Raw genomic sequence first — 22,141 nt, forward strand, 5'->3', positions numbered from 1 at the left:
GGCGGTCAGGAAGTACCTGGGGCTACCGGACGCCGGGCCGGAGATCCCGGTGGTGGCGCGGCCCCCCCGGGGGGGCCGGGCGGGGGGGGCCGGCCGCCGGGACGCCGGTTGGTTCACTGGTCGGCGTCGGAGCCCGGGGCGTCGGAGCCGGCCGGTGCGTCGGCGTCGGCCGGTGCGTCGGCGTCGGCCAGGGCGGGGCCGATGGCCGCGGTGAGGTCGCGGACCGTGGAGGAGTCGAAGAGCAGCTCGATGTCGAGCGAGCAGCCGAGTTCCGCCTCCAGCCGGGAGACCAGTCGCAGGGCGCGCAGCGAGTCGCCGCCCAGCTCGAAGAAGTCGTCGTCCAAACCGACCTCCGGCAGTGCCAGGACCTCGCGGAACAGCCGGGCCACCAGCGCCTCGTGGTCCGCCGTGCCGCCCGGCCCGCCGCTCGGCGCGGCCTCGTCGGCGAACCCGGCCGGGGTGGGCAGGGCGAGCAGGTCGGTCTTGCCGGCCGGGGTGAGCGGCAGCTCGGCGAGGACGGTGACCGCCTCGGGGACCATGTAGGAGGGCAGCGAGCGCCGCAGCCCGGCCTGGACCCCGGGGGTGTCGAGCGGGGCGCCCCGGTCCGCGGGCACCACCCAGGCGACCAGGCGGCCCTCCCGGACGGCGACCGCGGCGGCCGCCACCTCGGGCAGGGCCAGCAGGACCTGCTCGATCTCGCCGGGCTCGATCCGGTAGCCGCGCAGCTTGAGCTGGCGGTCCATCCGGCCGAGCAGTTCGATCCGCCCGTCGGGCAGGCGGCGGGCGTGGTCGCCGGTGCGGTACATCCGGCCGCCCGTGAACGGGTCGGTGACGAACCGCTCGGCCGTCAGCTCGGGCCGCTGCCAGTAGCCCTGGGCCACGCCGTCGCCGCCGATGCACAGCTCGCCGACGCAGCCGACCGGCAGCAGTTCGCCGTCCACGGTGTCCAGCACGTGCAGCACGGTGTTGGCGATCGGGCGGCCGACGGTGACCCGGGTGGTGTCGGCGGTGATCCGCTCGACGCTGGAGTACACGGTGGTCTCGGTCGGCCCGTACATGTTCCACACCGACTCGCCGCGCTCGGCCAGCGGCGCCGCCAGGTCCGCGGGGAAGGCCTCGCCGCAGCTGTAGAGCCGGGGGCGGCCGGCGCCCTGCCAGTCGGAGTCCAGCAGCGCCCGGTAGCGGGACGGGGTGGCCTGGAGCGCGGTGATGCCGTGCTCGACGCTGTAGCGGTCGAGTTCGCGGCCGCTCAGCCCGAGGGCCTGGCCGCCGACGTGCACCGTCGCGCCGACGGCGAGCGGCACCAGCAGCTCGGCCAGCGAGGTGTCGAAGCCGAGCGTGGTGAGGGCGAGGAAGCGGGTGTCGCCGTCGAGGCCGGGGTGACGGCGGGCCAGGCTGTCCACCAGGTTCGCCAGTGCCCGGTGGCCGACGGCGACGCCCTTGGGGCGGCCGGTGGAGCCGGAGGTGAACATCAGGTAGGCGAGGCCGTCCGGGGCTGCGCCCGGCAGCTCGGCGGCGGCGGGGTCGGCGGCCTCCTGGAGCATCAGGTCGAGGTCGGCCAGGTCCAGGGAGGCCAGGTCGACGGCGGTGCCGTCCCAGCCGGCCAGCGCGGGCGCGCCGGTCGCGTCGGTGAGCACCACGGCCGGGGCCGCGTCCGCCAGGACGAGGCCGATCCGCTCCACCGGGTGGGCCGGGTCGAGCGGGACGAACGCGGCCCCGGCCCGGGCGACGGCCAGCACCGCGGTCACCAGGTCGGCGCTGCGGCCCAGGCAGACGCCCACCCGGTCGCCGGGGCGCACGCCGCGCGCGGCCAGCTGCCGGGCCAGGGCCTCGGCCCGCCGGTCGAGTTCGCGGTAGCTGTACCGGGTCTGCTGGTCGACCACCGCCGGGTGGTCCGGGCGGCTGCGGACCGCGTCGTCGATCAGCCCGGACAGCAGGGCCGACGGCTCGCCGCGGTCGATCTCGCTGCCGTTCCAGGTGTCGAGCTGGCGGGCGCGGGCCGCCTCGGGGACGGCGAGCAGCTCGCGGACCGGGCGGCCGGGCTGCGCGGCGATGCGGGTCAGCACCGCGACGACGTGGTCGAGCAGCGCGCCGGTCTCCTCCGGGGTGATCCGCCCGGCGTCCACCACCGCCTGGAGCTGCATCTCGGCGGCGGCCCGCACGACCAGGGTGACCGGGTAGTTGGTCCGCGTCTCGTAGCGGACGTCGCTGACCGTGACCGCGCCGTGGGAGAGCACCGCCTCGGTGCGGTCCGGGTAGTTCTCGACCACCACGACGGTGTCGAACAGCGGCACGCCGGGCGCGGTGTCGGCCCAGCGCTGGATGTCGGTCAGCGGGGTGTGCTGGTGGTCCAGCAGCGGGTGGCGGGTCGCGGCGTGGCGGGCCAGCCACTCGTCGCCGGGCAGCTCCCGGTCGATCCGCACCCGCACCGGGACGGTGTTGATGAACATCCCGAGCATCCGGTCCGCCCGGTGCAGGTCGACGGGGCGGCCCGAGACGGTCACGCCGACCACCACGTCGTCGCGGCCGCTGTGGCGCGCGACCGTCCCCGCCCAGGCGGCCTCGACCAGGCTGCTGAGCGTGGTCGCCTTGCCGGCGGCCAGCCGCCGCAGCGCGGTGACGGTCTCGGCGGGCAGCTCGGCCCGCACCGTGCGGAAGTCGCCGGACGGCTTGGCGCCCGGGCGCACGCCGGGCAGGCTCAGCGTCGCCGGCTCGCGGTAGCCCGCCAGGTAGCCGGTCCAGAACGCGCGGTCGCGCTCGGCCTCCTGACGGCCCAGCCAGGCGATGTACTCGCGGAAGGCGGGCGGCGCGGGCGGCTCGGCGGCGTCACCGGACAGTCCGGCGGTGACCTCGGCCAGCAGCAGCGCGGCGGACCAGCCGTCCAGCAGCAGGTGGTGGTACGTCCACACCACCAGGTGCTCGTCGGGCAGGCGCAGCACCAGCAGCCGCATCAGCGGCGGCCGGGCCAGGTCGAAGCGCTCGCGGGCGCGCTGCTCCAGCTCCTCGGCGACGGCGCGCTCCCGGGCCGGCTCGTCCAGCCCGGACAGGTCGCGGAACTCGATCGGCAGGTCCGCCTTGGGCAGCACCACCTGGTGCGGGGTGCGGATCCGCTCGCGGACGAAGGCCGTGCGCAGCACCGGGTGCCGGGCGATCGCCCGCTGCCAGGCTGCTCCCAGTTCCGTCAGGTCCAGTTCGCCGCGCACCCGGAAGGTGGTCAGCTCGACGTACAGGCCGTGCTCGGGGGAGGTGGTGCTGTGGAAGAGCATCCCCTCCTGGGTCGGCGAGAGCGGGTAGATGTCCTCGATGTCGTTCACTTGGTGTCCTCTCCTGACCGGAACAGGGCGAATACCCGGGCCAGGTCGTCTTCGCTGAGGTCCGCGTCCGAGAACGCCTCGCCCGCCCCCTTCGCGGGGGCCGGATCGGGCTCGGTGGGAGCGGTGGGCGGGGCGGGGGTGTCGGACGCCGGGGCGGCGGCGGGCGTGCGGTCCGCGCGCAGCCGGGCGGCGAGCTGTCCGACGGTGGGGTGGGCGAAGAGGTCGCCGGGGGAGACGGTCAGGCCCTGCCGCTGGAGTTCGGCGGTGATCTGGACGATCAGCAGGGAGTCGCCGCCGAGTTCGAAGATGCTGTCCTCGGGGCCGATCCGGGGGACGCCCAGCAACCGGGACCAGACCGCGGCGATCTGCTCCTCCAGCCCCTCGGGGCCGGTCGCCGGTGCGGACGCCAGGGCGGCCTCCGGCGCGGCCTGCGATGCGGTCGGGACGGGCGTGGCCGGCCCGGCCGCGCGGGGGCTGACCAGCACGTGCGGGAGGTGACGGTTGGCCAGGATCCGGTCGAAGGCCAGCAGGCCCTCCCGGGTCGGGATGCCGCCCTGCTCGGGCCCGGCGGCCGCGGCGTGCCCCGCGTCCGGGCCGGGGGCGGCCGGGGCCGGGCGCAGCACGAAGCCCTCGACGAGCACGGCCGGAGCGCCGTCCGGCCCGGCGACGACCACGTCGACGACCAGCGTGTCGCCCGCCCCGGCGTCACCGGAGCGGCGGTCGACCCGCACCACGGCCTCGGGGCCGAGCGGGCCGAGCACCACCAGGCGGCGGTAGGCGACCGGCAGGTGGCTGCCGGTGCGGGCGGTGACGGCGCCGGTGGCGGTGTCCAGCAGCGCGGGGTGCAGCGGGTGCGCGGCCAGGTCGCCGTGGAACGCCTCGGGCAGGCGCAGCCGCAGCATCGCCCCGCCGCGCCCGTCCTCGCGGACCTCGGTGACGCTCTCCCAGCGCGGCCCGGTGCGCAGCCCGCTGGCGCCGCCGGGCCGCTCCCCGGCGGCGGCGGACACCGCGACCTGCGGCACCGGGGCGCAGCGGGCCGCGAGGCCGTCGAGGTCCAGGCGCTCGGGGGAGTCGCCCCCGTACGGCGCGATCCGGCCCTGGGCGTGCGGCCTGGACGGCACGGCGGTGGAGCGCACCTCCCACAGGTGCCCGCCGTCGGGCGCCGGACGCAGCCGCAGGGTGACCTCGGGCGGGGCGTCGGCGGGCATCCGCAGCGGGTGGGTGAAGACCGCGTCCAGCTCGACCGGCCCGTCCCCGACCGCCAACCGGTGCCCGGCGACGGCGAGTTCGAGCAGCGCGGTGCCGGGCAGGACCGGGACGTCGCCGATCCGGTGCTCCTCGGCCGGCCAGGCGCTCTGCCCGGTGCGGCGCAGCCGCAGCTCCACCGTCCCGTCCGGCTCCGCCCGGCGGGCGTCGAACAGGGCGTGGTCGAGCACCTCGCCGCCGTCGAGCCAGTCGCGCCGGCCGGACCGCAGCGCCATGCCGGTCTGCGACCAGCGGTCCCAGCCGATCGACACGGCGGCCCGGGAGCCGGCGGCGAAGCTGTCCAGGAAGGCGTTGGCGCCGGTGTAGTCGGCCTGGCCGACCGCGCCGGTGACCGCCAGCACCGAGGAGCAGAGCACCAGCACCGGCCGGTCCACGGCCGTCAGCCGCTCCAGCAGGACGGTGCCGAGCACCTTGGGGGCGAGCACCCGCGCCATCTCCCCGGCGCTGCGCAGGGCGGTGACGCCACCGCCGGGCACCCCGGCGGCGTGGACCACCCCGGCGATCGGGCCGTACGCGGCCCGGACCCGGTCGAGCGCGGCGCCGAGCGCGGCCTCGTCGGTGACGTCCGCCTGGACGAGGCAGAGCCGGGCGCCGTGCGCGGTCAGCCCGGCGAGGGCCTCGGCCAGCTCCGGCGGGCAGCTCGCGGCGGGCGCCGCGTCCTCGGGGCGCAGGCTCCGCCAGCCGGCGCCGTCGGGGACGGCACGGCGGGTGAGCAGGACGAGCGTCCGGTCGGCGTCCTCGGCGAGGTGGCCGGCCACGGCCAGACCGATCCCGCCCAGGCCGCCGGTGACCAGCCACACGCCGGACGGCGCGGCGGGCTGCGGCCCGGCCGGGTCGGTGAGGACGGGCCGCTCCGGGGCCGGCACCAGGTGCGCCCGGCCGCGGACGGCGGTCAGCGGCGCCGCAGCGTGCCCGGCGCGCAGCTGCGCCACCACGGTCTGCGCCGCCAGGGCCAGTTCCTCGGGTTCCCGGGTCGGGCAGTCCAGGTCGAGGGCCTGGACGGTGACGCCGGGCAGCTCCTGCGGCAGCACCCGCACCGCGCCCAGCCCGGCGGCGGCCTGCGGGGTGCGGGCGGGCTGCCCGTGCACCCCGTGGGCGGCGTCGGTGACCAGCAGCATCCGCAGCGGCCGGCCGGGGAACGCCTCGCCCAGGGCCCGGGCCAGCTGGACCGGGACGGTGAGGGCGCGCAGCGCGCCGTCGGCCGCCTCGCCCGGGGTGGCCGAGCGCAGCGGCGGGGTGTCCAGGGCCCAGCAGGAGAGGACGGCGTCCGGCGCGGTGCCGCGCGCGGCCAGGGCGGCGGCCAGCGCGGGGAAGGCGGCGGGGTCGTCGGCGTCGAGCGTGAACGGGGTGCCGTGCGTGAGCGCGGTGGATGCCCCGGCGCGGACCAGGCTGACCTGGGCACCGGCGGCGGCGAGCTCTCCGGCGACGGCCTCGGCGAGGCCGGACTCGTCGGCGAGCAGGAGCACCGACGGCGGGAGCGGCCCGGTGCCGGACGGCGGCAGGGCCTGCGTCCAGGACACGACGTGCAGCCAGTCGTCCACGCCGCTCGCACCGTCGGAAACCTGCGCGGGCCCGGCGGGGCCCTGGGCGGTGACGGCGGCGGGTTCGGCGGCGGTGGGCTCGAACCAGTGCCGGGTGGGCTCGAACGGGTAGCCCGGCAGCGAGACGTGCCGGCGCCCGGCGCGCTCGCCGAGGGCGGACCAGTCGACCTCGGTGCCCCGCTCCCACAGCCGGGCCAGCGCGGTGAGCCGGGCCGGCGGCTGGTCCGGGGCGGGCGCGGCGCCGCCGAGGGTGGGCAGCGCGGGGCTTCCGGCGCCCAGGGTCCGTACGGCGAAGCCGCTCAGCCCCCGGCCGGGGCCGAGCTCCAGCAGCGGGCCGTCGCCCGGCAGCGCGGCGAGCGCGTCGGCGAAGCGGACGGTGTGCCGCAGCTGGCGCGCCCAGTACTCCGGTGACGCGGCCTCCTCGGCGGTGAGCTCACGCCCGGTCAGGCCGGAGACGAGCGGCACGGCGGGCGCCTGGACCGGGACGGTGGCGACCAGCCGGGCGAACTCCTCCAGCAGCGGTTCGGCGTCCCGGGAGTGGAAGGCGTGCCGCACGGCCAGTTGCCGGGCGGCCACACCGCGCGCGGCCAGCCGCTCGGCGAGCCGCGCGACCGCCTCGGGGGCGCCGGCCACCACGCAGCGGTCGGGCGCGTTGACGGCGGCCAGCTCCGGCCCGGCCGGGTCGTCCAGCAGGGCGCGCAGCTCCGGCTCGGGCAGCGGGACGCTGAGCATCGCGCCGGGCGCCATGGTGCCCATCAGCCGGCCGCGTTCGGCCACCAGCCGGGCGGCGCCGGGCAGGTCGAAGACCCCGGCGGCGCAGGCGGCCGCGAACTCGCCGACGCTGTGCCCGGCGAGTGCGACCGGCCGGACGCCGAGCCCCGTCCACCACGCGGTGAGCGCGTACTCCACCGCGAACAGGGCCGGCTGGGCGGTCTCGGTCCGGTCGAACAGGTCCGGGTGGGCCGGGTCGAGCAGCAGCTCGCGCAGCGGCGCCGTGGTCCACGGCCGCAGGGCGTCCAGGCAGCGGTCGAGCGCGGCGCGGAAGAGCGGCTCGGCGCGGTACGGCTCGGCCGCCATGCCGGGGTGGCCGGCCCCCTGCCCGGGGTAGAGGAAGGCCACCTTCCGACCGGTTCCGACGGCCTGGACGGCCTGGGCGGCGGGGGACGCCTCGCCCGAACGCCCGGTCAGGACGGCGCGCCGCCACGGGTGGTGGCGCCGCCTGGTCTGGAGGGTGAACGCGGCGTCGCCCGCGCCGGGCGCACCGGGGGCGGCCAGCGCCGTGCCGATCCGCTCGGCGGCCCGGTCGAGCGCCCGCTCGCTCCTGGCGGACAGCGGCAGCAGCTCCCACTGCGCGGGCTCGGCGGCGGGCGCGGCGGGCAGCGGCGGCGCGTCCTGGAGGATCAGGTGGGCGTTGGTGCCGCCGATGCCGAAGGAGCTGACGCCCGCGATTCGGGCGCCGTCGCGGCCGGACCACGGCTCGGCCTCGGTCAGCACCCGGAACAGGCCCGGGGCCAGTTCGGGGCTGGGGCTCTCGAAGTGCACGGTCGGCAGCAGCGTGCGGTGCTGGAGTGCGAGCACCGTCTTGATCAGCCCGGCCATCCCGGCGCAGGTGTCCAGGTGGCCGACGTTCGACTTGACCGCGCCGAGCACCCGGCGGGAGTCCGGGGCGTCCGCGAACACCCGCCCCAGCGCGGCGAGTTCGATCCGGTCGCCGAGCGCGGTGCCGGTGCCGTGCGCCTCGATGCAGGAGACCTCGCCGGGCGTGACCCCGGCCACGGACTGGGCCGCCGAGACGACCCGGACCTGTCCGTCCAGGCTCGGCGCGGTGAAGCCGACCTTGCGGTTCCCGTCGTTGTTGACCGCCGAGCCGAGCAGCAGGGCCCGTACGGTGTCGCCGTCGGCGACCGCGTCGGCCAGCCGCTTCAGCACCACCACGCCGACGCCGCTGCCGAAGACCGTGCCGGTCGCGTCGGCGTCGAAGGGGCGGCAGTGCCCGTCGGCGGAGAGGATGCCGCCCTCGGCGTGCAGGTAGCCGAGCCCCTGGCCGATCCCGGCGGAGACGGCGCCGGCCAGCGCCACGTCGCACTCGCCGCTGAGCAGCGCCTCGGCGGCCAGGTGGACCGCGAGCAGGGCGGAGGAGCAGGCGCTCTGCACGCTCAGGCTCGGGCCGGTCAGGCCCAGCCGGTAGGAGGTCTGGGTGGCGAGGTAGTCCTTGTCCCCGGCGGCCAGCCACTGGACGTCGGCCCGGTCGGCCAGGTGGGCCGCGTTGGGCAGCAGGTGGTGCGTCAGGTAGGAGTTGAAGCCGGCCGAGGCGTAGACGCCCACGCCGCCCTCGACGCCGTCGGTCAGCTGCCCGGCGTCCTCCAGCGCGGTGACCGCGCACTGCAGGAACAGCCGGTGCTGGGGGTCCATCAGCTCGGCGTCGCGGGGCGGGATGCCGAAGTACTCGGCGTCGAACTCCGCGAGGCCCTCCAGCACGCCGCCCGCCCCGACGAACCGGGGGTCGGCCAGCCGTTCGGCGGGGACGCCCAGGGCCGCCAGCTCCTCGGGGCTCCGGAAGGTGACGCTCTCGCGGCCCGCGACCAGGTTGGCCCAGAAGGCCCCGGCGTCGGGAGCTCCGGGGAACCGGCAGGCGAGGCCGGTCACGGCGATCGCGTCCGGCAGGTCCGGCGGTGCGGCGGCCGGGCCCCCAGGGGCGTGGGTGGTCATCGGGCTTTCTCCTCATGGGTGGTGATGCGACGCGGCTCGCGGGGGTCCGGCGGCCGACACCCGGCACGGGGTGCGGGGTGTCGGCCGCCGGCCGTCGGGGTCAGCCGGTCGGGCCGGTGCCGGAGCCGCCTCGGCGGGCGGCGCGGCGCCGTTCGTGGTGCTGCCGGCGGTCGCCGCCGGCGGGCTGCGCGGTGTCGGATGCGGCGGTGTCGGGTCCAGCGGTGTCGGGTCCGGCCGTGTCCGAGGCGGGCTCGGGTGCCGATGCAGCCGGTACCGCCTGCGGCGCCGGGGCGCCGGCCGGCCGGTCCAGCAGCTCGGCCAGGTGACGGATGGTCGGCCGGTCGAACATCTCGACCACCGAGAGCTCCTGCCCGAAGTCCTCGGCGATCCGCCGCTGGACCCGGACCAGGTGGATGGAGTTGGCGCCGGCCTCGAAGAAGTTGGTGTCGACGCCGACCTCCGCCCCGTCCATCACCTCCCGCCACAGCTCGGTGAGCCGCTCCATCGCGCCGAGCGCGCTCGGCCCGTGCGCCGCCGCTCGCGCCACCGGTGAAGCCGGGGCCGCCGCGAGGGCGGGGGCGACGGGGACGGCGGAGACGACGGCGGGGGCGGGCACCGCGGCGCCCAGCCGGGCGAGCGCCGCCCGGTCGACCTTGCCGTTGGCGGACAGCGGCAGCGCCTCGACCGCCCGCACCCGCTGCGGAACCATGTAGCCGGGCAGCCGCTCGGCGAGCGCGTCGCGCAGCGCGGCCGTCCAGTCGGTGCCGGAGCCGGGCTCCTCGGCGGACGCGTTCAGCGGTCGGCCGCCGACGAGCGTGTGCAGCACGCGCTGGCCCTCCTCCAGCCGCAGCGCCTCGCGCAGCGGATCCGGGAAGACGTCGCCGATCGGGCAGAGCGCCACCGCGCAGTCGGCGGCGCGGTGGCGCAGCAGCTGCGCCATCGCCCCGGCCTCCAACAGGCAGAAGCGGTCGGCGAGTTCGCCGTACACCGGGGCGATCGCGGCGGTCCGGGAGACCAGGAAGACGGCGAAGCCGGCCTGGTCGAGCAGCGGCCCGTTGGCCTCGCTGTAGAGCGCCCGGTCCAGCGCCCGGGCCGAGCCCGGTGCTCCGTCGAGGGCGACCAGCGCCGGCCCGGCCGGGTCGACGTAGTAGGTGCCGGCCGGCAGGCCCGCCACCCTGCCGGGGGCGACGGCCAGGTAGGTCTGCACCGGGTACAGGCCGCCGGCCGAGCCGTAGGCGTACCGGGGCACGCCGTCCTCGTCCTGGCGGGCGAGCACGGTCAGCAGCGCGTGCAGGTCGGCCAGCCGCACGGGGGCGTCGGCGAACCCGGTGGCGGCGCCGCGCAGGGCGGCGGCCCGGCGCAGGTCCAGGGTGTCGGTCGGCAGGGCGAAGGGCAGGACCTCACGGCCCGCCAGGTCGGCGCGGCGGCCGGGCTGGCGCAGGCGCGCCTCCAGCCGGCGGACCCGCTCGGCGTCCAGGGCCGGGGCCGCCGCGGGAGCGGGGGCGGCGGGCTGCGGCCGGGCGGCCTCGCGGACCACGAAGGCCGCGAGCCGGGCGCCGAGCCCGTTGCCCTCGACCAGCGCCGCCGCCTCCCGGACGCCGTCCATCCGGACCAGCGCCGATTCGATCTCGCCCAGCTCGATGCGCATGCCGCGCACCTTGACCTGGCAGTCCTCCCGGCCGAGGAACTCCAGCTCGCCGTCGGGCAGCAGCCTGGCCAGGTCGCCGGTGCGGTACAGGCGCTCCCCGGTGACCGGGTGGGTCGGGAACGCCCGGGCGGTGAGCTCGGGGGCGTTGCGGTACCCGACGGCCAGGCCCACGCCGGTGATGAACAGGGCGCCGGCGACGCCGACCGGGCGCGGCCGGAAGGCCTCGTCCAGGACGACCATGCCCTGGTTCCGCATCGGCCGCCCGTACGGGATGCTCGGGCGGCCCGGCTCGACCGCGCCGATCGGGTGCAGCACGGACCAGATCGACGCCTCGGTGGCGCCGCCCAGGCTGATCACCTCGGCCTTGGGCGACAGCGCGCGGACGTGGTCGGGCATGCCGACGGGGATCCAGTCGCCGCTGAGCATGACCAGGCGCAGCGACTCCAGGTCGGCGGCCGGGTTGCCGCCGGCGTACGCGAGCAGCATCTCCATCAGCGCGGGGACGGAGTTCCAGACGGTGACGCCGTGCTCGGCGACCAGCCGGGACCAGCGCGCGGGGTCGCGCTCCTCCCCGGGCCCGACCAGCACCAGCGCGGCGCCGGCGGCGAGGGTGCCGAACAGGTCGTAGACCGAGAGGTCGAAGCCGAGCGAGGAGAGGCCGAGGACGCGGTCGGCGGGGCCGACCCGGAACCGGTCGTTGACGTCCACCACGGTGTTGAGCGCGCCGCGGTGGTCGATCATCACGCCCTTGGGGTCACCGGTGGAGCCCGAGGTGTAGATGACGTACGCGAGGTCCGCCGGGGTGGTGGGCGCCGGGGCCGGCTCGGCGTCGGCCGGGGCGGCCAGCGCCTGTTCGAAGCCCAGCAGGGTGACCCCGGCCGGCACCGCGCCGGCCGCGTCCCAGGACTCCCGGGCGAGCAGCGCGGTGGCGCCGGCGTGTTCGAGCGAGCGGGCGACGCGGGCGGCCGGCAGTCCGGCGTCCAGCGGCAGGTAGGCGCCGCCGGCCCGGATCACGCCGATCGCGGCCGCGACCTGCTCCCAGCCCCGGTCGGCGCGCACGCCGACCAGGTCGCCGGGGCCGACGCCGGCCCCGCGCAGCGCGTGGGCCACGGCGGCGGAGGCGCGCTCCAGCTCGCCGTAGGTCACGGTGCCGGTGGCGGAGACCACGGCGGTCCGCTCGGGGGCGGTGCGCGCCTGGGCGAGGAACGGCTCGTGCAGCAGACCGTCGGGCCGCGGGCCGTCCGTGGCGTTGAGCGCGCGGTAGGCCTCGGCGTGGGCGGCGGGCAGGGCGGCCAGGTACGGGTCCGTCCAGGCGTCGGGCCGCTCGGCGAGGGCGGTGAGCAGGCCGGTGTAGGCCTCGAACATCGCGTCGAGCAGGTCCTCGGGGAAGAGCTCCTCGACGGCGTCCCAGGTCAGCCGCAGCCGGCCCTCGTCCTCGGAGATCTGGTGGTCCAGCCAGACCTGGGGGGTCTGGGTGATGGTGTGGGCGACCTTGGCGCCGAGCTCCCGCAGCACCCGGCTGCCGCCGACCTCGCCGGCGCCGAGCTCGCTGGTGAAGACGACCGGCATGGCGGCGTCGGCCACCCCGCGTCGGCGGGCCAGGTCGCCGCCGACCCGCACGCCGCTGACCAGCTGGTGGTCCAGGTCCTCCCAGAGCCGGTCCTGGAGCCGGCGGGCCCGCTCGGCGAAGGAGCCGGCGGTCGCGCCGTCCACCTCGAAGAGGCTGAGCGCGGTGAAGTCGCCGACCATGGCGGCCAGGTCGGGGTGGTCGCCGACGCGGTTGAACAGCGTCAGGTTGAGGGTGAAGCGGTCGGCCGCCGCCCAGGTGCCGAGCACGGTGGCGTAGGCGGCCAGGGCGAGCGCCGAGGGCGTGACCCGGCCGGCGGCGGCCCGGCTCTTCAGCCGCTCCCACAGCTCGGCGGGCAGGTGCGCCTCGCGGCGGTGGAACCTGGTCTGCGTCAGCTCCTCGGGACGCCGCGCCAGCGGCAGCGCGGGGGCGGGCGGCAGGGTCTCCAGGCGGCCGTGCCAGTAGTCGAGGTCGCGCTGCAGCGCGGGGCCCTCGCGGCGGGTCCGCTCGGCCAGCACGTAGTCGCGGAACGAGAGCTCCATCGGGCGCGGGTCGAGCGAGCCCTGGTAGATCGCCAGCAGCTCGCGCAGCAGGATCTGCACGCTGCCGCCGTCGGCGATCAGGGTGTCGATGCTCAGGTGCAGCCGGGCGTCGGTGCCCTCGGTCCGGCTGGCGTGCAGCTCGAACAGCGGCCAGGTGTCGGCGGGCAGCACCTGGTGCGACATCCGGGCGCGGGTCCCGGCGAGGGCGGCGGCCCGCTCGGGCTCCGGCAGCCCGCGCAGGTCCTCGACGGCCAGCTGGTACGCGGGCACCTCGGGCAGGATGCGCTGGGTGCCGTCCTCGGCGAAGACCAGGCGCAGCGCGTCGTGCCGCCGCACCAGGGCCTGCCAGGCGTCCTGGAGGCGCAGCGGGTCGACGTCGGCGACGTCCACTTCGAGGTAGAGGTGGCAGGCGACGTCGCCGCCGACGGCGCCGCTGCGGCCGATCCAGTACGCGCGCTGCACGTCCGTCAGCGGGAAGGGCTCGTGGCGGTGGGCCGGGTCGGGCAGCAGCTCGACCGGTTGGGCGGGCGCCGCGGTGGCCCCGTCGGCGCCCAGCGCGTCCACGGCCCGGGCGAGGGCGGCGACGGTCGGCGAGTCGAACAGGGTGCGCAGCGGCAGCTGGACGTCCAGGTCGCGGCGGATCCCGGCGACCATGCGGGCGGCCAGCAGGGAGTGGCCGCCGAGCTCGAAGAAGTCCTCCTCGGTGCCGACCTCGTCGAGCGTCAGGGCCTCGCGCCAGATCGCGGCGATCCGCTCCTCGGTCGGCGTGGCGGGCGCGGTGCGGTCGCGGCCGGCGGCGGGGACGGTCTCGGGGGCGGGCAGCGCCGCGCGGTCGACCTTGCCGTTGCCGGTGAGCGGCAGCGCGTCGAGCGGGATGAACCGGGACGGGATCAGGAAGCCCGGCAGCTGCCCGGCCAGGGCGGCCCGCAGCTCGGCCGGGGCGGGCGGCGCGGCCGGGTCCTCGGGCACCAGGTAGGCGGCCAGCGCGGCCCGGGCGGTGCCCAGGCCGTAGGCGGTGACCACGCACTGGCGGATGCCGGGCAGCGCGGTGAGCGCGGCCTCGACCTCGCCGGTCTCGATCCGGAAGCCGCGGATCTTGACCTGGTGGTCGTTGCGCGAGAGGTACTGGAGGCGGCCGTCGGGCAGGGTGCGGACGAGGTCGCCGGTGCGGTACAGCCGGGCGGCGGGGTCGGCCGAGCCCGGGCCGGCCGACTCGGAGCCGGCCGACCCGGGGCTTGCCGAGGCGGGGTCGGTCGCCTCGGGGTCGGCGACGAAGCGTTCGTCGGTGAGCCGGGGCAGCCCGAGGTAGCCGGCCGTCACCCCGGCGCCGCCGATCAGGAGTTCGCCCGGCACGCCGACGGGCACCCGCCGCCCGTACGGGTCGAGGACGCGCACGGTGGTGCCGGCGATCGGGCCGCCGATGGTGACCAGGCCCTCGGCCGGGTCGACCACGGCGGTGGTGGACCAGACGGTCGTCTCGGTCGGCCCGTACATGTTGCGGATCGGGCCGCCGAGGTGCTCGGCCAGCCGGCGCACCAGCTCGGCGTCGAGGGCCTCGCCGCCGAGCAGCAGCTGCCGCAGGCCGCGCAGGGCCTGCGGGTCGGCCTCGTCGAGCAGGGTGCGGGCCCGCGAGGGGGTGCACTGCAGGTGGGTGACGCCGTGGGCGCGCACCAGCGCCGTCAGCTCGGTGTCGGCCGCGACCGCGAGGGCGGCCGGTGCGGCGGCCGCGGTGCGGCGCAGCTCGGCCAGCCGGGGCAGGGCGGCCAGCGCGACGTCGGTGTCGACGCCGAAGTCGACCAGGCAGCCGATCTCGTCCACGCCGGCCGCGGCCAGCCGGTGCACCAGCGGCAGGCACTCCTCGGCGGTGCCGATCAGCGAGCCGTGGCCCAGGTAGCGGGCGCAGGCGTGGTCGAGCAGGGCCTCCTGGTCCTCCGCGGTGAAGTCGTTGCTGCGCACGTCCATGCCGAGGCCGCGGGCCAGGTTCTCGATCAGGCCGACCGAGCTGCGCAGGTAGTCGCGGAACGGCTGCCAGGCGTGCGCCCGGACGTCGGCGGCGTCCGCGCCGACGTAGCTGTGCAGCATCAGGGTCACGTGCGGCTCGCCCGGGTGGCCGGCCTCGTGCCAGGCCTCCCGGTAGAGGGCGATCTTCTCGCCGAGTTCCTCGACGCTCTGGCCCAGCAGGTGGGTCAGCAGCCGGGCGCCGACCCGGCCGGCCGTCCGGCAGGTCTCGGGGTTGCCCGAGGAGGTGAGCCAGTACGGCAGCTCGGCCTGGACGGGGCGGGGCAGCACCTGGACGTCGACGGTGCGGCCGCCGGGCCCCTCGAAGGGGAGCCGCTCGCCGCGCCACAGCCGGCGCACCTGCTCGATCCCGCTGACGGTGAGCGCCTGGCGGTCCTGGTAGGCGTCCTTGGCGAGGACGAAGTCGTCCGCGTGCCAGCCCGAGGCGAAGGAGAGCCCGACCCGCCCGCCGGACAGGTTGTCGACGACCGACCACTCCTCGGCGACCCGGACGGGGTGGTGCAGCGGCAGCACCACGCTGCCGGCCCGGATCCCGATCCGCTGGGTGGCCTGGGCGATCGCGGCGGCCAGCACCGAGGGGGCCGGGAACGGCCCGCCGAAGGCGTGGAAGTGCCGCTCGGGCAGCCAGACGGCGGAGAAGCCGTTGGTGTCGGCGAAGCGGGCGCCGTCCAGCAGCAGCCGGTACTGGTCGGGGCCGGGCTCGGCGCCGGCGGTGTCGCTGGCGAAGTAGAAGAGGCTGAACTCGGGGACGGCCGGGGCGTCCTGCGAGGCCGGTGCGGCCGGGGTGGGGGCCGCCGTGCCGGGGTCGGGGTTGACCACGACGCGGTGGCCCCGGCTGAGCGTCCAGAGCAGTTCCAGGACGGAGATGTCGAAGGAGACGCTGGTGACGGCCAGCCAGGTGGCGGGCTCCCCGTCGTCCGCCAGCACGCGGTCCATCGCCGCCAGGAAGGCGGTGAGGTTGCGGCGCAGCACGACGACGCCCTTGGGGCGGCCGGTCGAGCCGGAGGTGTGGATGACGTACGCGGGGGAGTCCGGATCCACGGGTGCGGCTGTGGGCGCGGGTCCGGCGGACTCGGCCGGGGCGTCGAGGTCGAGCAGCGGGGCGCCGGCGGGCGCGGCGTCCCGGGTCGCGGCGTGCACCACGACCACGGCGGGCTCGGCGTCCTCGACCACGTGGCGCAGCCGGGCCGCCGGGTAGTCCGGGTCGAGCGGCAGGTAGGCGGCGCCGGCCCGGAGCACGGCGAGCATGGCGGCGGGCAGGTCGGTGCCGCGGCGCAGGCACAGGCCGACCCGGTCGCCGGGGCGCACCCCGGCGGCCTGGAGGCGGGCGAGCAACTCGTCGACCCGGGCGTCCAGTCGGGCGAAGGTGAGGGCCAGCTCCGGGCGGCCGCCGGGCAGCACGGCCTCGGCGTCCGGGCGGGTGCGCACGGCCTCGGCGAAGGCCGTCACGACGTCCGGCGCGTCCGCGGGCAGCGCCGGGCCGTCGCCGGCCGAGGCCAGCAGGGCCTGCTCGACGGGGGTGAGCGCGAGCAGTTCGGAGAGCCGCAGTCCGGGGTCGGCGGCGCCGCGGGCCAGCACCCGCTGAAGCGCCTCGGTCAGCGTGCGCACGGTGTCGTCGTCGAACAGGTCGCCGCTGAACTCGCAGACGCCTGCCGTGAGTTCGCCGTCACGGGCGAGTTCCAGGCTCAGGTCGGTGCGACACAGGCCGTTGTCCAGCTCGACCAGCTCGACCGTGACGCCGGGCAGGGCGATGTCGGGGGCGGGGACGTTGCGGTAGCCGAACTGCACCTGGTAGAGCGGGGCGTGGCTGAGGTCGCGGTCCGGGCGCAGCTCGCGGACCAGGCGCTCGAAGGGCACCTGGGCGTGGGCCAGCGCGCCGAGCGAGGTCTCCCGCACCCGGCCGAGCAGTTCGCCGAAGGTCGGGTCGCCGGAGAGGTCCGAGCGCAGCACCAGGCTGTTGACGAACATGCCGACGAGCCCGGCGAGTTCGGGCCGGTCGCGGCCCGCGGTGGGCACGCCGACCACGACGTCCTGCTGGCCGGAGTGGCGCATCAGGACGGCTTGCCAGGCGGCCAGCGTGACCATGAACGGGGTGGCCCGGGCCGCCCGGGCCGCGCCCTCCACGGCCTCGGTGGTGGCGGCGTCCAGGGTGAAGTGCACCCGGCCGCCCCGGTGGCCGGGCACGGCCGGCCGGGGCCGGTCGGTGGTCAGCTCCAGGACGTGCGGGGCGCCCTCCAGCCGCTCGCGCCAGTAGCCGAGCGGCTCGGCCAGCGCGGTGTCGGTGAGTTCGCGGCGCTGCCACTGCGCCCAGTCGGCGTACTGCACGGCGAGCGGCTCGGGGGCCGGGCCGCCCTCGCGGAAGGCCCGGTAGCGGGCGCAGAGCTCCTCCACGAGCACTGCGCGGGACCAGGCGTCGCCGACCAGGTGGTGGTTGACCACGACCAGCAGGGCGCGCTCGGGCGCGGAGCGGATCAGCAGGGCGCGCAGCAGCGGGCCGTGCTCCAGGTCGAACGGCAGGGCCGCCTCTCGCTCGGCCAGCGCGCGCTCCTCGGCCTCGCTCCAGCCGGCCTCGCCGCCGGCCGGCTCGACCACCCGCAGCACCGGGGCGGTGCGCTCCAGCACCCGCTGCACCGGGCCGTCCTGGCCGGCGGCGATGACGGTGCGCAGCGCCTCGTGCCGCTCCACCAGGCCGTCCAGCGCGGCCTCCAGCGCGGCGACGTCCAGCGGGCCGCTCAGGCGCAGGCCCACGTACTCGTTGAACACCCCGAGCCCGGGGGTGAGCTGCTCCAGGAACCAGAGCCGCTCCTGGCCGAAGGACAGCGGCGCCGGCAGCGCCGGGTCGCGCGGCGGCACGGCGGGGGCGGTGGCGGCGGGGCCGGCCGTGGCGGCCGGGGTGGTGCCTGCGCGGCCCCGGGCGCGCGCCTCGAAGGCGGCGCGCTGCTCGGGGGTGAGCCGGGCGAGGCGGTCCTCGCGGCGGCCTGCGGGGTTGGTCACTGGTTCTCCAGGTCGGCGAGGATGCGGTCTTCGATCTCGGTGGCGAGGTCGGCGACGCGGCCGCCCTCGAAGAAGACCCGGGCGGGGACGTCGACCTCGAACTCGGCCCGCAGCCGGGCCGCGATCTGGGCGGCCAGCAGCGAGTGCCCGCCGAGCTCCAGGAAGTCGTCGTCCACCCCGACCCGGTCGAGGCCGAGCAGTTCGGCGTAGATCTCGGCCAGGCGCTCCTCGGTCGGGGTGGCCGGGGCGGTGTACGGCGTGGCGAGCTCGGGGCGGGGCAGGGCCGCCGTCCGGGGGGCCTCGGCGGCCGGGGCGGCGGAGGTGCGCAGCGTGCCGTCCGCGATCGCGGCGCCGGCCCGGGCCACCACGGCCCGTCCGGGCGGGCCCTCCAGCAGGGCGGCGAAGGCGCGGGCGCCCTGCTCGGGGGTGAGCGCGCCGGCCAGCATGTCGGCCTGGAAGGCCCGCAGGGCCTCGGGGACCTCGGCCCGGCTGGCCATGCCGACGCCGGCCCACATGTCCCAGTCGACGGCCACCGCGTGGCGCTCGCCGCGCGCGGCCTCGGCCTCCGCGACGGCGGCGAGGTAGGCGTTGGCGGCCGCGTAGTCGGCCTGGCCGTAGGTCGGGATCAGGGTGGCGAGCGAGGAGCAGAGCACCAGCACCTCGGCCTCCCCGGGCCGCAGCGCGGCGAGCAGGTGGCGCAGGCCGGCGGTCTTCGGGGCGAGGACCGTGCGCATGCTGTCGTCGGAGCGCAGCTCGATGGAGCCGCCGCCGGGCACGCCGGCCGCGTGGACGACGCCGTCGATCCGGCCGAAGGCCGAACGGGCCTGTTCCAGCGCCCGGTCCAGCGATTCGGCGTCGGTGACGTCGGCCTGGACGGCCAGCACCTCGGCGCCGCTCTCGCGCACTGTGGCGAGCACGGCCTCGTCGGCGGCGCCGCGGCCGAGCAGGACGAGCCGGGCGGCGCCGGCCCGGGCCAGGGCCCGGGCGAGGGTCAGGCCGATCCCGCCGAGGCCGCCGGTGAGCAGCCAGGTGCTGCCGGCCCGCACCCGGGCCGGGGCGGTCGGGACGGGGCGCTCGGCGGGCTCGACCGTGCGGGTGAGCAGGGCGCCCTCGCGCAGGGCGAGCAGCCGGGCAGGGCCGGTGAGCACGGCGCGCACCACCGCGTCGGCGGCGGCCTCGTCGAGCGCGGCGCCGACGGCGAGGTCGACCTGGGTGCAGCGCAGGTTGCGGTACTCCTCGCCGAGCACCTGGACCGGGCCGCTGAGCAGGGCCGCGGCGGGCCGGGGCTGCTCGCCGGGGGCGGCCGGGAAGGCCCCGGCGGTCACGACGCCGAGCCGGACCTCGTTCAGCACGCTCTCGGCGGACATCGCCCGGGCGAGGTGGACCAGGCCGAAGTAGCCGGCGGTCTCGTCCGGCGTCTCGTCCAGGCCCCAGGCGTACAGGACGGCGGTGGGCGTGCGGACCAGGCCGCGCAGGTCGGCCAGCAGCTTCGCGTACTGGGCCGGGTCGGAGGGGTCGAGCTCGTAGACGCCGCGGCGCACCCGGCGGTAGGCCGGGCCGGGCTGGACGGTGGTGACGATCTGGCCGCGCGCGGTCAGCAGCTCGACCAGGGGCTGGGCGGCGGCGGCCCGGTCCAGCAGGACCAGCCAGGTCTGGCGGCGGCCGGCCAGCGGGTCGTCCCCGGCGCTCTCGCCGAGCGGGCGCCAGTCGACGGTCGCGTGGACGGCGTCGAGGTCCGCGGCGGGCAGCGCGGTGGCGGGCGCCCGGCCGGGGACGGCGGGCTCGATCCAGTGCGGGAGCCGCTCGAACGGGTAGCCGGGCAGGTCGGCGGGGCGGGCGTCGGCGTCGACGGGCTCCCAGTCCACGGCGGCGCCGTGCGCCCACAGGCTGCCGAGCGCGAGGACGGCGCTGCCGGGCTCGTCCTCGGCGCCGCGCCGCCCGCGGGTGGGCAGCGGCGGCAGGGCGAGCCGCGGCCCGGCGGTGCCCTCAGCGGCCGCGCGGGCCAGGTCGGTCAGCACGCTGCCGGGGCCGGTCTCCACCAGCACCATCCGCTCGTCGAGCGCCGCCAGGCGGGTGAGCCCGTCGTGGAAGCGCACCGGGGCGAGCATCTGGCGCACCCAGTAACCGGGGTCGGTGGCCTGCTCCGGGGTGATCCAGTCACCGGTGAGGTTGGACAGGAACGGCACGGTGGGCTCGTGCAGCGTGACCTTGGCGAGCTCGGCCGCGAACTGCTCGGCGGCGGGCGCGCACAGGGCGCTGTGGAACGCCCGCTCCACCGGCAGGCGCAGGGCGCGCAGGCCCCGCTCGCCCAGCTCGGCGGCGGCCCGCTCGACGGCCTCGGCGCTGCCGGACAGCACCGAGGCGCCCGGTCCGTTGACGGCGGCGAGGTCCAGGCCGTGCGCGGCGGCGAGGTCGGCCGCGGCCGCCTCGTCCAGCGGGACGGCCAGCATCGCGCCGGGCGCGGTCTGCTCCATCAGCCGGCCGCGGGCGGCGACCAGGGCGAGCGCCTCGGGCAGGTCGAGGACGCCGGAGAGCAGCGCCGCGGTGTACTCGCCGAGGCTGTGGCCCAGCAGCGCCGCCGGGCGCACGCCCCAGTGCCGCCACAGCGCGGCCGTGGCGTGGCCGACCGCCAGCACGGCGGGCTGGGTGACGGAGCTGCGGCGCAGCAGGTCGGCGTCGCCGCCGCGCAGCAGCTCGACCAGGTCGAGGCCCAGGTGCGGGCGCAGCAGGTCGGCGGCCTCGTCCAGGGCGGCCCGGAAGACCGGGTGCGCCCGGTGCAGGCCCAGGGCCATGCCCGGGTACTGCGCGCCCTGGCCGGGCAGCAGGAAGGCGACGGGGGCGGCGCCCTGCCCGGCGCGGGCCCGGACCGACTCCCGGCGGCCGGCGCCGCGCAGCGCGGCCACGGCGGCGGCGGTGTCGTCCGCGACCACGACGCGGCGCTGGACCAGCTGGCGGCGGCCGGTGCGCAGGGTGCGGGCGACGTCGGCCAGCGGGCGGTCCGGGTGGGCGGCGAGGTCGTCGGCGAGCCGCTCGGCGGCGGCGTCCAGCGCGGCGGCGGTGCGGGCCGACAGCGGCAGGGCGACGGGGACGGCGCCCGGTGCGGCGGCCTCGCGCGGGGCCGGCTCGGGGGCCTGCTCCAGGATCACGTGCGCGTTGGTGCCGCCGATGCCGAAGGCGCTGACGGCGGCCCGGCGCGGGCCGTCGGCGACCGGCCAGTCGGTGAGGCCGGCCGGGACGAAGAACGGGCTGTCGGCGAGGCCGAGTTCGGGGTTGACGGCTTCGGCGTGCAGGCTCGCCGGGATCCGGCCGCCGCGCACCGTCAGGATGGCCTTGATCAGGCCGGTGACGCCGGCGGCGGTGTCCAGGTGGCCGAGGTTGGACTTGACCGAGCCCAGGCCGCACCAGCCGGTGGCGGACCTGTCGTCGGCGTCCTGCTCGGCGCGGAAGGCGGCGGTGAGCGCCTCGACCTCGATCGGGTCGCCGATCGGGGTGCCGGTGCCGTGCGCCTCGACGTAGCCGATGCTGTCCGGGGCGACGCCCGCGACGGACAGCGCCTCGCGGATCACGGCGGTCTGGCCGGCGACCCCCGGGGCGGTGTAACCCGCCTTGTTCGCGCCGTCGTTGTTGACGGCCGAGCCGAGGATGACGGCGTGCACCCGGTCGCCGTCGGCGAGCGCGTCGGCGAGGCGCTTGAGCACCACGACGCCCGCGCCGTTGCCGAAGACCGTGCCGGCCGCCTCGGCGCCGAAGGGCCGGCAGTGCCCGTCCGGGGACTCGATGCCGCCGGGCACCGGCAGGTAGCCGGAGCGGTGCGGCACGGTGACGGTGACGCCGCCGGCGAGCGCGAGGTCGCACTCCTCGGACAGCAGGCTCTGCACCGCGAGGTGCACCGCGACCAGCGAGGTCGAGCAGGCGGTCTGCACGCTGACCGCCGGGCCGCGCAGGTTGAGCTTGTACGCGGCGCGGGGGGCCAGCTGGTCGGGCTGGTTGCCCTGGAAGAGCATCGGCACGCCGAGGGAGTCCCGCAGGTCGGTGCGCGGCAGCAGGTTGTGGATCAGGTAGGTGCTCAGCAGCGACCCGGCGTAGACCGCGATCGGCCCGCGCGCCCGGTCGGGGTCGCAGCCGGCGTCCTCCAGCGCCTCCCAGGCGCATTCGAGGAAGATCCGCTGCTGCGGGTCGATGACCGAGGCCTCCAGCGCGTTGTAGCCGAACAGCTGGGAGTCGAAGCCGGCGACATCCGCCAGCACGCCCTTGGCGGCCACGTACCCGGGCTTGCCGGCCTCGCCGTCCGGCACCCCGGCGGCCCGCAGCTCCTCGGGGCCGAACCGGCTGATCGCCTCGGTGCCGGAGGCCAGCAGCTCCCACAGCGCGTCGACGGAATCGGCTCCGGGGAAGCGGCCCGAGAGGCCGACGACGGCGACCCGGCCGTCGGTCTCGGCCTCGTCGGGAATGACCGGCTGTGCGTTCAAGGTGTTCTCCGTGGGTGAGGTGGGCTCCGCGCGCGGCGGGGCGGGCAGGACCGGGTACGCGGCCGGGGCTCA

Annotated in this window: 4 protein-coding genes; all 4 read right to left on the reverse strand. The window is 77.8% G+C overall.

Going from position 1 to position 22,141, the window contains the following annotated elements; all coding sequences use genetic code 11:
• Positions 1–113 precede the first annotated feature (113 nt).
• Positions 114–3,314: an amino acid adenylation domain-containing protein gene (locus AB0O82_RS20975; protein WP_331744776.1), complete on the reverse strand. Its 3,201-nt coding sequence runs from the start codon at positions 3,312–3,314 to the stop codon at positions 114–116.
• A complete protein-coding gene (locus AB0O82_RS20980) occupies positions 3,311–8,830 on the reverse strand; it encodes a type I polyketide synthase (RefSeq protein ID WP_363585483.1) in 5,520 nt (1,839 codons plus the stop codon). Before AB0O82_RS20980 ends, AB0O82_RS20975 begins: the two co-directional genes overlap by 4 nt.
• A gap of 100 nt (positions 8,831–8,930) precedes the next feature.
• Positions 8,931–17,600 (reverse strand): amino acid adenylation domain-containing protein, encoded by an 8,670-nt coding sequence (locus AB0O82_RS20985; RefSeq protein ID WP_363585484.1) that lies wholly within the window; start codon positions 17,598–17,600, stop codon positions 8,931–8,933.
• Positions 17,597–22,069: an SDR family NAD(P)-dependent oxidoreductase gene (locus AB0O82_RS20990; protein ID WP_363585485.1), complete on the reverse strand. Its 4,473-nt coding sequence runs from the start codon at positions 22,067–22,069 to the stop codon at positions 17,597–17,599. The genes AB0O82_RS20985 and AB0O82_RS20990 overlap by 4 nt, the downstream gene beginning before the upstream one ends.
• Positions 22,070–22,141: the final 72 nt, after the last annotated feature.

Origin of the sequence: Kitasatospora sp. NPDC088264 (assembly GCF_040685715.1) — a bacterium.
In the GTDB taxonomy this organism is placed as follows: Bacteria; Actinomycetota; Actinomycetes; order Streptomycetales; family Streptomycetaceae; genus Kitasatospora.

Excerpts from the sequence above, each read along its gene's own strand:
- AB0O82_RS20980 (WP_363585483.1), bottom strand. The coding sequence starts at position 8,830 with ATGACCACCCACGCCCCTGGGGGCCCGGCCGCCGCACCGCCGGACCTG.